6 protein-coding genes, 1 tRNA gene and 2 rRNA genes are annotated in these 14,517 nt (G+C 39.7%); all 9 read right to left on the bottom strand.

From position 1 onward, the window contains the following. Positions 1-53: 53 nt before the first annotated feature. The 9 genes from FJR03_RS03210 to FJR03_RS03170 all read right to left on the bottom strand — a co-directional run bounded on the left by FJR03_RS03210 (position 54) and on the right by FJR03_RS03170 (position 14,485). Positions 54-2,940, bottom strand: a 23S ribosomal RNA gene (locus FJR03_RS03210). 163 nt (positions 2,941-3,103) lie between these two features. Beyond that, positions 3,104-3,179, bottom strand: a tRNA-Ala gene (locus FJR03_RS03205). Positions 3,180-3,301: 122 nt separating this feature from the next. Further along, positions 3,302-4,820: ribosomal RNA gene (locus FJR03_RS03200) — 16S ribosomal RNA — on the bottom strand. The 16S and 23S rRNA genes sit together here with 1 tRNA gene alongside, the layout of an rRNA operon. A 308-nt stretch (positions 4,821-5,128) precedes the next feature. Beyond that, on the bottom strand, positions 5,129-5,782 hold the full coding sequence (locus tag FJR03_RS03195) for a pilus assembly FimT family protein (protein WP_193114219.1): 654 nt from the start codon (positions 5,780-5,782) through the stop codon (positions 5,129-5,131). A gap of 87 nt (positions 5,783-5,869) precedes the next feature. Next, positions 5,870-7,672: a citrate/2-methylcitrate synthase gene (locus tag FJR03_RS03190; RefSeq protein ID WP_193114218.1), complete on the bottom strand. Its 1,803-nt coding sequence runs from the start codon at positions 7,670-7,672 to the stop codon at positions 5,870-5,872. 9 nt (positions 7,673-7,681) lie between these two features. Next, the gene (locus FJR03_RS03185; RefSeq protein WP_193114217.1) at positions 7,682-9,019 is read right to left on the bottom strand and encodes an ATP citrate lyase citrate-binding domain-containing protein; all 1,338 of its coding nucleotides are present in this window, start codon (positions 9,017-9,019) and stop codon (positions 7,682-7,684) included. A 90-nt stretch (positions 9,020-9,109) separates the two neighbouring features. Further along, positions 9,110-9,763 carry a hypothetical protein gene (locus FJR03_RS11605; protein WP_226962167.1) on the bottom strand — a complete coding sequence of 218 codons (654 nt, stop codon included), beginning with the start codon at positions 9,761-9,763 and terminating at the stop codon, positions 9,110-9,112. A gap of 536 nt (positions 9,764-10,299) precedes the next feature. After that, positions 10,300-10,869: an aminodeoxychorismate/anthranilate synthase component II gene (locus FJR03_RS03175; RefSeq protein ID WP_193114215.1), complete on the bottom strand. Its 570-nt coding sequence runs from the start codon at positions 10,867-10,869 to the stop codon at positions 10,300-10,302. A 43-nt stretch (positions 10,870-10,912) separates the two neighbouring features. Continuing rightward, positions 10,913-14,485, bottom strand: a complete 3,573-nt coding sequence (locus FJR03_RS03170) for a proline dehydrogenase family protein (RefSeq protein ID WP_193114214.1) — start codon at positions 14,483-14,485, stop codon at positions 10,913-10,915. Positions 14,486-14,517: the final 32 nt, after the last annotated feature.

Here is a 14,517-nt window from a genome sequence, read left to right as displayed (position 1 = left end):
CAAGGATTACTTCATTTAATGATATACACTAAATAAGGTAGTGAAGCTTTTAATGAAAAAAGACAAACGTACTATTAGTACTGGTCAGCTAAACGAATTACTTCGCGTACACATCCAGCCTATCAAGCTTGTAGTCTTCAAGCGTACTTCAGGGATTGTTCATCTTGGAGTTGGCTTCCCGCTTAGATGCTTTCAGCGGTTATCACATCCGAACGTAGCTACCCAGCTATGCCCTTGGCAGGACAACTGGTGCACCAGTGGTTCGTCCAACCCGGTCCTCTCGTACTAGGGTCAGCTCTCCTCAACAATCCTACGCCCACGGAAGATAGGGACCGAACTGTCTCACGACGTTCTGAACCCAGCTCGCGTACCGCTTTAAATGGCGAACAGCCATACCCTTGGGACCTGCTCCAGCCCCAGGATGCGATGAGCCGACATCGAGGTGCCAAACCTCCCCGTCGATGTGAGCTCTTGGGGGAGATCAGCCTGTTATCCCCGGCGTACCTTTTATCCTTTGAGCGATGGCCCTTCCACACAGAACCACCGGATCACTATGACCGTCTTTCGACTCTGCTCGACATGTATGTCTCACAGTCAGTCCGGTTTATGCCATTATACTCTACGAAGGATTTCCAACCCTTCTGAACCGAACTTTGTAAGCCTCCGTTACTTTTTAGGAGGCGACCGCCCCAGTCAAACTACCCACCAGACATTGTCCTCGCACGGGATAACCGTACGGAGTTAGCTATCAGAATATTCAAGGGTGGTATCTCAAGGATGCCTCATCATAATCTGGCGACTATGAATCAATGGCTCCCACCTATCCTGCACATGAATATCCCAATAGCAGTGTCAAGCTATAGTAAAGGTGCACGGGGTCTTTCCGTCTTTCCGCGGGTAGGAGGAATTTTCACCTCCACTACAATTTCACTGGATCCCTTGTTGAGACAGCTCCCATCTCGTTACGCCATTCATGCAGGTCGGTATTTAACCGACAAGGAATTTCGCTACCTTAGGACCGTTATAGTTACGGCCGCCGTTTACTCGGGCTTCAATTCAACGCTTCGCAAAGCTAACGCATCCTTTTAACCTTCGAGCACCGGGCAGGCGTCACACCCTATACATCCACTTACGTGTTAGCAGAGTGCTGTGTTTTTGGTAAACAGTCGGGAGGGACTCTTTGCTGCGACCCATCAATGCTTCAGAGAGTAAATCTCTTAACAAATAGGGCACACCTTATACCGAAGATACGGTGCTAGTTTGCAGAGTTCCTTAACAAGGGTTCATCCACGCGCCTTAGAATACTCATCTCACCCACCTGTGTCGGTTTACGGTACGGGCAACATTATATCTCGTTTAGAGGCTTTTCTCGGCACGACAGTATCGACGATTCTAAACGCTCTCCGAAGAGATTGTTCAGCCTGTCAGGTCTCGGATTCGTGATAAGCGGATTTGCCTACTTATCATCCTACACCCTTCGAGCCACTATTCCATCAGTGACCTCGTCTAACTCTATGCGTCCCCCCATCACTCAAACGATATAATGTCGGTATCGGAATATTAACCGATTTGCCATCGTCTACCCCTTTCGGACTCGACTTAGGTCCCGACTAACCCTACGATGACGAGCATCGCGTAGGAAACCTTGGGTTTTCGGCGAAGAAGATTCTCACTTCTTTTCTCGCTACTCATGCCTGCATGCTCACTTCCATCCGCTCCAGTACTCCTTACCGGTATACCTTCAACGCTGAATGGAACGCTCTCCTACCACTCATAGTAAACTATGAATCTAAAGCTTCGGTGTTTATCTTAGCCCCGTTATATTTTCGGCGCAGAATCGCTAGACCAGTGAGCTGTTACGCTTTCTTTAAAGGATGGCTGCTTCTAAGCCAACCTCCTGGTTGTCACAGCAACTCCACATCCTTTTCCACTTAGATAAAACTTTGGGACCTTAGCTGTTAGTCTGGGTTGTTCCCCTCTCGACATAGGATTTTATCACCCTACGCCTGACTCCCGAGGTTACACATGTAGTATTCGGAGTTTGATAGGGTTTGGTACCGCGGTAAGCAGCCCTAGCCCTGTCAGTGCTCTACCCCTACATGCTAATGCTCGAGGCTATACCTAAATATATTTCGGAGAGAACCAGCTATCACTGAGTTTGATTGGCCTTTCACCCCTATCCACAAGTCATCCCGTGACTTTTCAACGTCAATGGGTTCGGTCCTCCACTGGCTCTTACACCAGCTTCAACCTGCTCATGGATAGATCACTCAGTTTCGGGTCTGCAGCATCTGACTATGTCGCCCTATTAAGACTCGCTTTCGCTACGGCTTCTCGTTCGATTAACCTTGCCAGATACCACAACTCGCAGGCTCATTATGCAAAAGGCAGTCCGTCACACATTAAAATAGTGCTCCGAATGATTGTAAGCCATAGGTTTCAGGTTCTATTTCACTCTGCTCACCGCAGTCCTTTTCACCTTTCCCTCACGGTACTTGTTCACTATCGGTCTGGTAGTAGTATTTAGGGTTGGAGGGTGGTCCCCCCATATTCAGTCAAGATAACACGTGTCCCGACCTACTCGTTCCTTAGTCTAGTACCACATAAATGTTTTCGCTTACGGGAATATCACCCTCTATGTTCACACTTTCCAGAGTGTTCGGCTAACAAATATGCTATCACTAAGCGCCCTAATCCAATTTCGCTCGCCGCTACTTTCGGAATCTCGTTTGATTTCTCTTCCTTCAGGTACTGAGATGTTTCACTTCCCTGAGTTCGCCCCCCGTAGGGTAACATGAATCACTCCATGCTGGGTTGCCCCATTCGGAAATCCCCGGATCAAAGCTTCTTGGCAGCTCCCCGAGGCTTTTCGCAGCCTAGTACGTCCTTCATCGCCTCTACCAGCCTAGGCATCCACCTATGGCCCTTAATATCTTTTATTCTAATTCGCTTCACTACCTTATTTAATGTATCTCTACACTAAACTCAGTAGTCCTTGTAATTGTAGTTATTTAGTTGTTGACTTTAACAATGTTAATTTAATGAACTTAGACTTACGTCTAATACAAATCTTTAGATAAAAACTTGTATTAAACGTAAATAATGGTGGAGAGTAGCGGGATCGAACCGCTGACCTACTGCGTGCAAGGCAGTCGCTCTCCCAGCTGAGCTAACCCCCCATCAATAATATCAATGATCTCAGATCACTGAAAACTAAGCAAGAAGAGACAAGAAATAATACTTTTTTAGTTCGTGAGAACTTATTTGCGACTATGAAACGAATCATATCGCTTTACTCTAGAAAGGAGGTGATCCAACCGCAGGTTCTCCTACGGTTACCTTGTTACGACTTCACCCCAGTCGCTAATTCCACCGTAAGCGGTAGCCTCCCGAAGGTTAGCTTCCCGATTTCGGGTGAAATCAACTCCCATGGTGTGACGGGCGGTGAGTACAAGACCCGGGAACGTATTCACCGTAGCATTGCTGATCTACGATTACTAGTGATTCCAGCTTCATGCTCTCGAGTTGCAGAGAACAATCCGAACTGAGAGACGCTTTATGAGATTAGCTCCACCTCGCGGTATCGCAACTCTCTGTACGCCCCATTGTAGCACGTGTGTAGCCCTGGCCGTAAGGGCCATGATGACTTGACGTCGTCCTCACCTTCCTCCTCCTTGCGAAGGCAGTCTCCTTAGAGTGCCCAGCCGAACTGCTGGCAACTAAGGACGAGGGTTGCGCTCGTTGCGGGACTTAACCCAACATCTCACGACACGAGCTGACGACAGCCGTGCAGCACCTGTTTTCAAGCTCCCCGAAGGGCACCACTCTATCTCTAGTGTGTTCTATCAATGTCAAGGCCAGGTAAGGTTCTTCGCGTATCTTCGAATTAAACCACATGCTCCACCACTTGTGCGGGTCCCCGTCTATTCCTTTGAGTTTTAATCTTGCGACCGTACTCCCCAGGCGGAACACTTAATCTGTTAAGTGCATCACCGAAGTAACTAGTACCCCGACGACTAGTGTTCATCGTTTAGGGCGTGGACTACCAGGGTATCTAATCCTGTTTGCTCCCCACGCTTTCACGCCTTAGCGTCAGTAATGTCCCAGCAGATCGCCTTCGCTTTCGGTATTCCTAGTGATATCTACGGATTTTACCCCTACACCACTAATTCCATCTGCCCCTTCCATACTCTAGGCTACCAGTTTCAAGTGCAGTTCTACAGTTAAGCTGTAGGATTTCACACCTGACTTGATAACCCGCCTACGCGTCCTTTACGCCCAGTGATTCCGAATAACGCTTGCACCCTCCGTATTACCGCGGCTGCTGGCACGGAGTTAGCCGGTGCTTATTCATATGCTACCGTCATTTTCTTGACATATAAAAGGAGTTTACACACCGAAATGCGTCATCCTCCACGCGGCGTTGCTGCATCAGGGTTTCCCCCATTGTGCAATATTCCTCACTGCTGCCTCCCGTAGGAGTCTGGTCCGTGTCTCAGTACCAGTGTGGCGGATCATCCTCTCAAACCCGCTACCCGTCATTGCCTTGGTGAGCCGTTACCTCACCAACTAGCTGATAGGATATAGGCCGATCCCTTAGCGAAAAAACATTTCCCTTCTTAACTTATGAAAAGAAGGAGTATCCAGTATTAATCACCGTTTCCAGTGGCTATCCCGGTCTAAGGGGCACATTACCTATATATTACTCACCCGTGCGCCACTCGTCAGCAGGAAGCAAGCTTCCTCTGTTACCGTTCGACTTGCATGTGTTAAGCACGCCGCCAGCGTTCATTCTGAGCCAGGATCAAACTCTCCATAATTGAATTGTTTAATCTTTAGCCCAAGATTTAAAAATCATTGGCTTTATCTTAAAGTTATCTACTAACCTATTAAAAGTTAATAGACGGTTGTTGTATTATTAGTTATTATCTCAAGCTCTCGCTTGCTTAGTTTTCAATGATCTCAAACGTTAATCAGTAGCTTCAACTCGAAGTACTTCTGACCCTCTTTCGATGGCCTCTCATCGTTTGTGGACGGGAATTATAGGAGAAGTATACTTAGAAGAAGCTTAACTATTTGGGGAATTGGAAATAAATTTGCAAATTTGTTAATTTGCTTCATTTTTACATTAATTTAATATATATGTATATCCTGTTTCAGGAGTAATTCTAATTGTTACACTTTCAGTTCCATCACTTAATGTTATATCGCAATTTGAAGTTATTATTCTATTACTATTTGGATAAGGAGACATATAAGTAGTTGCATTTGACAGATCTCCTTTTAATGGTCTACCTAAATGATCAAATGCTATTCTTTTACTACTAGAAAATTTACATGAATCAGTCAAGTTTACATCTACTATTCCATATTTAATACCTAAGTTCATGCTTCTTGTTGCTGCAGCATTATCATATGAAACGCCATTTGTCCCACCTGTTAATTTTTTAGATTTATCTTGTGGGTTTGTAGCAATCTCATTAGCACCAGCATGTCCACTATAATCAGGATTATCAGAAAATATAGTATAACTCTCTTCTCCACCCGAATCAGCGTTATTTTCAAATATAATCTGCCATCTGCTTCTATACCAATCTGCATCATCTTTATTATATCTATCATCAACTAATGCAAGATGTTGTGTATAACGGATATGAGATACTAATTGAATAGCAGCTTCTCTAACTACATCCCGCTCCATCCTTGGCATAACTACAGCAGCTAATATACCAATAACAATAATAATAAACATAAGTTCCATTACAGTAAAAGCTTTTTTCATAGCTCTAGTATATCGTAAAAAATAATAATTTGGAAGAAAATGAAAAATTAGGAAGAAAAAGTGTTAAATAGAGGGAAAGCGAAGAGATTAAATCTCTTCTGCTTTTTGAACGTCGTAAAGGATATCGTCCATTGGGTGACGATACATTGGCATTGCAAGACGTTTTTCATCAAGTACGTGACCGATGAAACCGATTGTACGACCAGCAATGAAGAATGCGTTAAGTGTACCAGAAGCGATAAATTCATTGATTTCTTCTTCAGGGTAACCTAATGCTCTCCACATATCTACCATAAGGATACCGATAGTACCGTCAACGTTAAGAATTAAGTTCTCTTTTTTACTTGTAGTTAGAGCTTCAACAGTTCTAGCATAGTCAAGTAATGGAGTTTTAGGGAAGTTTTCCGCTGCAAAATCCATTAAACCTTTAACACGAAGGTCTGGGTTTTTAAGAGATTTAATACGGTGACCGATACCTGGAATTGGAATCCCTTGTTTTTTCATATGGTTTAAGAATTCAGCTGGAGTTAAACCATTGTCATCTGCATATTTGAAATGCTCTGCAGCACCATCAATTGCACCACCGAATCTTGGACCGATTGTTAAAAGACCAGTTACTAAAGATTCAACAACTGATTTACCAGCACGTGCAGTTACTTTAGCATTGTGAGCACCAGATACTGCTGGACCATGGTCAGCAACAGTTTTGATTACAGTTTCAATGAAATCTGTAGCCCATTTTGGATATTGTTTTTTGAACCAAAGTAATGAGATAACATCACCAATACCTTTACCTGTACTTGGTAAAGCAACAGATGAAATTGGGAAACCAGCGTAAGTAGCTTCTTCACCTCTATCATCAGAGATAGTACAGATAAATTGTTTAGAACGTCTAACTTTTGGTACAACATTCATTTCTGGTTCTGGAATTGGAGCAATATTTAATGACTCGTATACCTCTTTGATTTTTGCAGGTAAGTCATTGAATGTTGCAGGTACGTGAATACCAGCTTCTGCCATAGCTTTGTTTTTAGCTTCAGCAGTTTCTCTTTCTGCATTTGCAGATGCACCAGCGTGACCGAATTGAACACCAGAATCATAGTACTTAGCGATTGTACCGATACACCATGCGATGATTGGTTTAGTAATTTTTCCAGATTTAACTGCTTCGATTACTTTGTACTCTTCAGTACCACCAACTTCACCTAGTAAAATCATATATTTTACATCTGGGTTGTCTTGCATACGAAGAAGATTGTCAATAAATACAGAACCTACGAAACGGTCACCACCAATTGCAACACCTTCTGCAATACCATCAGCATTGATAGCGATAATGTTAGAAAGTTCGTTAAATAAACCACCTGAACGAGTTACAAGACCACAAGAACCTGTTCTGTGTAATTTTGAGTTTACGATATTCTCAATTGTACCACCAACGTTAGCGATTTTGAATGCACCTGGAGCGATACCACCAACTGTAGCAGGTCCGATAACAACAACACCAGCATCACGAGCTGTCTGGTTCATTTTACGTGCTAATCTTTCAGGAATACCTTCAGCAGTGATCATGATAGTTTTAAAACCACCAATTTCTAAAGCTTCCATAGTTACATCGTAAGCAGTTCTAAATGATGCAAAGTTTAAAAGTACATCAGCTTGTGGCTGAGCAGCTTTTGCTTCTGCAGTAGTTTTATATGTTGGGATCATAATCTCATCAGCACCCCAGAAAAATTTCTCAAATTTTCCAGAAGCAGTAGGAGCTACGATAGCAGCTACTGATGGTGTTTCTCTTTTAATTGTATAGTCATAGTCTAACATTCTTTGGATAGCAGTTTTGTTGTTATTCCAAAAAATTGCTTGTGTATCTTTAGTAAATAATTGTGCCATTTTTTCTCCTTATGCCTCTACTGCCATTCTTACGATATCAGTTACGTGAGTTTCCGGTCCATATACATCGATCCATAGACCTAATCTGTCCGCAGCCTCTTTAATATCTTTAAGACCTTTTTCATAGTTTGGTCCACCACGTCTTACGTAGATTTTAATACCAACCTCTTTCATTTTATCTGCGTAGTTTTCAAACGCTTGGATAATACCTGTGAAAGTTTTTGCAACGTCAGTAAAGTTAGCGATAGCTCCACCAATGATTAAAATTTTATCTCTACCTTGAGCATCCTTTTCTCTTGTCATAAGGTCAAGTAAAGTCTCAGCATAGAATTTTGTTTCACCAGTAGTTGGACCACCAGAATACTCACCATAGTTTGCAAGGTCATCAATACCTGCCATATCAGCAATTGTATCTGCATAAACAACAGATGCACCACCACCGGCAACCATAGTCCAGATTCTAGCTTCAGGTTTAAGTAATGTAAGTTTTAAAGATGCACCAGTTTTTGCATCAGCTTCTTCAACAGCTAATACTTCTGGAGATTTTTCTTCCATACCGAATGCAGTTGGGTATTCAACATCACCCCAAGCTTCAACCATCATAAATCCAGCTGTATCATCAAGTTTAGCAACCATGTCTAATAACTCGATTTTATTTCCTTGCATTACAAACGGGTTAATCTCAAGGTATGCAAAGTTTAATTCACGGTACGCTTTGAAAAAACCAATTGCAAATTTTGCAAAGTTTTCTTTATCTTCAGCTTTTACATCTGCAGGAACGTTTGCAGCAATTTTTTCAGCTATCTCTTCTTCAGTTGCAGTAATAGGGAATGCTACTTCAGTAACTTTTTCATCCCAACCTTCTTCAACTTCCATACCACCTTCAGCTGACATATAAAGTACATCATCGTCACCAACACATGTTGCAGAGATGTAGTACTCTTCAGATTGATCATGTGGAGTAAATGGCTCAACAACAAAGTGAGTTAAAAAATCTACTTTTGGATCACCAGTTGGAGTATCACCATCAAATGAGAAATATACACTTTGTTTATCACCAGATTTTTCATCTATCCATGAAGCAGCTTTTGCTAAAGATACATCACCTGGTTTTTGGTCTCTAAATAAAACTAAACCATTTTTACCACGTTTACCAAATAACATATCTGGTTTTGCAACTAGTGGTTTCTCATTTAACCAAGCTTTTTCTTTTGCAGCATCGTTAAGTTCAGTACCGTTTTGAACCATAACTGTTTCATATGCATAAGTAAAGTCTGGAAAGTACTTATTCCAATGTTTTGCTAAAATCGACTTCGCGTCATATTCTCGTATCGCTTTTTGAGCCATAGAAACTCCCTATTTTGATATTATGAGATTGATTGTAGCATAAAGTTTCTAACAATTATATTCCTGATGGGTCATTCTTACACAATAAGGCTATTTTATGTTTACTTTTGTAACACTCCCTTTGTAGGCAGCTCTCGTTTTGTAACTTATAGTTACATTTGCGTCTCTATTTCCTTCTAAGTCTATCTCTTTGAGTATATAATCACTACATTTTTCTATTCCATAAAACTGTAATCTTTGTTGCATCTTAAAATCAGTATTAATACAATTGATATTCATATTCTTTAACTCTTGTGCCAACTCTTTTGCTACATACATATTATATACAAAGTGTTTTTTTGGATTATCTATGAATCTATAAAGAGGTTTATTAAATAGAACTATTAGTGTGTTTAAAAACAGGAATAAAAACGACAGAACAAAAATAGTCTGATATCTTTTTCGAAACATCTTTAAACGTACACGATAAGAGTGAATAAAAGTCTGAGCAGCTAAAGGCAAAGCTATCATCAAATATGGTGCAAAATATTCTATATCTAATCTTTGTCTAAAAGAGAGTAGTAATGAAAATATCAATGCACTTGTTGCTATATACCAAACTTTATCTATTTTGTCTGCAAGATACTTTCGATATAGTGCATATACAAGATATACAAATACTATCGGTGTAAATATTGCACTGTAGACAGCTATAGTATCAAGGAAGTGTCCGCTAGGAACTCCATAGATTTGTAATCTATACATATAAGCTGAAATAGTTAAGAGTATGAGATTGTATACTATATTTTTATAGTCTTTAACAAAGATGTTATATATCAAAACTCCAAGCAATAGATATGCAAAACCACCATCAATAAATGCATATACTAATAATAAAGGGTTGGTGTACTTGGTTGGAAACCTTTGATCCAAATAGATAAAAAGTAGCAAACCAAAAAGTATTAAGAATGCATGACTGAGGACTATTGCGGCACTTAAGGTCCCCGGAAGCATTACATATAATAGTAACAGCCACAATCTATTACGTGTTGTGGCAACATACTTCTTTGATATTTCATAAAAAAGCAATGTAGAGATCAAATGTATTAATATGATTGGTATTCTTAATGTATAGTCATTATTACCGAAAGTAGCAAGTAAAAAATTAAAAAGAGAACTCAAAAACGAGTTCTCTTCATATAATATGTATGTTTCTGCGGATGAGACAGAAAGATTATCTATCTGAAAAAAAAGTATTGTGACATCAATTCCTAAAATTAGGAAAAAGATGAATTTTTGTATCATAGTTTTAAAAAGTTTCCTATAATCTCATGACCATATTGGCTCATTATAGATTCCGGATGAAACTGTACTCCGTAGATGTCTCTATCTTTAATCTTTAACGCCATAATCTCTTCATCGTCAGTTGAGTATGCTGTCGGTTCGATCACATCAGGTAAAGTGTTTTTATCTACAATCAAAGAGTGATAACGTGTAGCTATAAACTCTTCAGGAAGATCTTTAAAAATTTCACAAGAGATATGTTGTTTCATTGTAGAAGTTTTACCATGCATCATATTTTTTGCACGTACTACATCCCCACCAAAAACTTGCGCAATACTTTGATGCCCTAAACATATACCTAGAATTGGCAGTTTATCTTTAAAATGCTCGATCACCTCTAACGTTACACCAGCCTCATCAGGTGAAGCAGGTCCAGGTGATACTATAATTTTTTCCGGATTAAGTGCTTCAATCTCTTCTACACTCATCTCGTCATTACGGATAATTTTTAAATCTGCTCCAAGCTCACGACAGTACTGCACAATATTGTAAGTAAAACTATCATAATTATCGATCATTAAAATCATGTTATATTTTTTCCTATATCTTATACTTCTTCTATAATTGTATCTAATCTTGAGTTTGTTTTTTATAAAGATGCAATCCATGAACACCTAAATTACCATATCTATGATAGGAATGGGTCACACTCTGTTCAATAAAATAGTGCATCAGCTCTAATCGACCGTGTGTTACAAAAGAGTTAGATGCTATATATTTCGCATCAGCAGCAACTGCATTGAAAATATTTTGCGTGATGTTCTCTTTAGATAAAAATCGAATTCTCTCAAATCTATTTATCGAATCCACCAACATCACCTCATCTTCACGAACAATAGCATCATCTTTTCCTAAAATTCTTGTGATGCTTGACTCCAACCATTTGAATTCAGCTCTTTGAGATAATTTTGGTAGTGATATATGAAGTTTTACATCTATCATTTTAACTGCTAATATTGTAGCCAGAACTTCCTCAAAATTATCATTATCCTCTATACGTAAAAGCACACTATTAACTGGCAAATAGCGTATTACATTACTTTCACCACGTATATTTACATAATCATGATCCGGTAAGAACTCTTTTGTATACCAATAAACAAATCCTGAAACATACGCTAATGCTTTTTGTATCTCTGATTGAAAATCTTTCTCTTGTGCAAACAGCTTACGCATCTCTTCAATAAAATCTGATGATTCTTGCTCATCACTCCTTCGTGTATTACACTCGATATTCATAAATTGGCTGACATAATTAAATCCACCCGCTTTTTTACCACTGCCTATTGCCGACTTTCTCATTCCACCAAAGGGTTGACGTAATACTATCGCTCCCGTCGTACCTCTATTAATATATAAATTTCCAGCAATGATGTTCTCTTTCCAGTATGTTATCTCACGCTCATCAAGCGTTTCTATTCCCGATGTCAGTCCATACCCCGTAGAGTTTACTATATTTACTGCATCTTTCAAGTTTTCGGCACACATAACACTGAGAACAGGACCAAAAAGTTCATGCATATGACAAAAATCCCCTTTTTTAGTCCCCCATCTAACAGCAGGTTTTAACATATATGGATTTTGTTCATCGGCGTATTTAGGTTGTACCAACCACTCCTCTGTATCATCCAAGTAGTCAAGTGATTTTTTTAAATTACCGCTAGGCAAATTACTAAGGGCTCCAATACGATTTTTAAAATCCCATACCGAACCAGTTTCTAAAGACTCAACTGCTTCTTTGATCGCTTGTTTATATGTTGGATCGTCATACAACTCTTTTTCTAAAACCAGTAAAGAGGTTGCCGAACATTTTTGCCCGGAGTTGTGAAAGGCTGAAACAACTACATTTTTAAGTGCTTGATCGCGATCAGCCATAGCCGTAACAATTGTGGCATCTTTTCCTCCCGTTTCAGCACTTAAAGCTATATCTGGGCGGGACTCTATAATCTTATATGCACTCTCTTCCCCACCTGTAAATATTACATAATCAACATTTTCATCAGGAATAACATACTTACTTATCTCAGAGCCCCGGGCAGGAAGATACTGTAAAGTATTTTTACTCACCCCTGCCCTCCAAAAACATTGACATAACATATAAGCACACAACATTGCATCCTCTGCAGGTTTTAAGATAACTGTATTACCGGCTGCTAAACTGGCTGCAACTCCACCAACAGGTATGGCGATAGGAAAGTTCCATGGACTAATCACTACACCCACCCCTTTAGGTGTAACACTTATCCCTTCTAAAGAAGAGAGTTTTTCAACACTGTAAGGGTAAAAGTTTAAAAAGTCGATCGCTTCACTAACCTCTACATCTGTTTCGCTAAAAACTTTTCCAACTTCAGCTGCTGCGATACCGATAAGCTCACCTCTGGCTTTTCTAAACTCCTCTGCTACATCCATTAGAACTTTTTGTCTTTGCTGCTGTGAGAGTTCTCTCCAACCGTCAGGATCCTCTTTTGCTGTTTGCACTGCTAATTGCATATCTTCTAAAGTAGCTCTCGCAAATGAACCAACTTTCTTTTTTTCATGATACTGGGACTTGTCATACACATCATGTTTATTTTCCTGATGTTTTCTTTCCTCTCCCGAAATTACAGGATATGCATCTATACCACCATTTTCTCCAATATTCATCCATTTATCGCGGATTGCTTCAGCCCATTTTCTGTTTTGAGGCAAAACAAAGTCTGTATCAGCTTCATTTGTAAAATGATAGTTTTGAATATCAAATTCCTCTTTCTCTACCTCTTTATTTCTATCTTGTGTACGGTATGGTTTTGAATCAAGATTCTCCATCAATGCTATAGCATCATCATAACTTTTAAGAAGTATCTTCCACTCTTGACTATCAACCTTTAAGCCGAAACTGTGACTTAAAAAATTATTTTCCGCAGTGTTTTCATCAAAACGGCGAACAAGGTATGCGATCGCATTTGTAAATGTCTCTTTTGTAGCAGTGGGCGCATATAAAACCACATTTATGTCTTCACTTTTAAGTGCCTGGTATGCAGCTTCACTCATCCCCTCTAACATCTCTGCTGTAAGATACTGTTCAACATTACGCTTTTTTGCAAGTAAGACAGCTAAAGCATGGTCAAAAAGATTGTGTGATGCAACACCGGTATGCACATATGGTGCTACATCAGGGTCAAGAAGATAATTCATAGCAACTTTAAAATTTGCATCACTCTGCGCTTTACTTGAAAATGTGACAGCAGGCCAACCGCGTAAACTCGCTTCTGTAAGCTCCATCTCCTGATTTGCACCTTTTACTATACGTATCTTTATTGGTGCACCACCCTCTGCTACTCTTTCTTTTGCCCAAACCGTTAAATCTTTTATGTAGCTCATAGCATCTGGAAGATAGTTTTGAATTACTATTCCTGCATATAAACCTTTAAAACGCTCTTGGGAAAGTAGTGATTTGAAAACATCTATAGTGATCTCAATATCTTTATACTCCTCCATATCAAGATTTACAAACTTCTCTCCGTTTTCCAGTGCAGCTTCATAAATTTTTTCAACTCTAGCAGAGATTTTTTCAACACTGTTTTGGTGTGCATAAGGGACAAACTGAGAAAAAAGGTTGGAGATTTTTATAGAGAGATAATCGATATCTTGATTTTGGAGAACTTTTATATATTTCTCTTGACGTTTTTGCGCTTCTGCTTCACTGAGAACGATCTCTCCGATTATATTGATATTGACCCGTGTACCTTCAGCCTTACGTTTTTGCAGATGTTTTGCTAAAAGTTCATCTTCCCCCTGTATAACGATACTGCTAATATCATTGCGTAAATATTTTATAAATAGAGGTACAGAGATAGCACTTACGTATATCCCAATCTCTCTAAAAAGCCAGATAAGTATCTGCTCAAACGTTGAAAAGAAATCAGTTGTACCATATTTTTCAAAGATGTACTCCAATTGATCTGCTATTCGTTTTGTATCATTTGATCGAAAACTCTGGTCAAGCAATTCAATAAGAAAAATTTTATTAAGTGGATTATGTAACATTTTGAGCATCATTTGATGGAACTCTTGCTCTTTTGCTTCTCTGGAGACTTCTATCTTCTCTTGCCAACTTCGCGCAAGATTTTTCACTTCTTCATGTATAGTGGGGGATATGTCCATAGATTAGCCTTTTGTTATTTTCATCTATTGTA

Source organism: Sulfurimonas marina (assembly GCF_014905095.1).
Taxonomy (GTDB): domain Bacteria; phylum Campylobacterota; class Campylobacteria; order Campylobacterales; family Sulfurimonadaceae; genus Sulfurimonas; species Sulfurimonas marina.
This window is presented reverse-complemented; position numbering and strand designations above follow the sequence as displayed.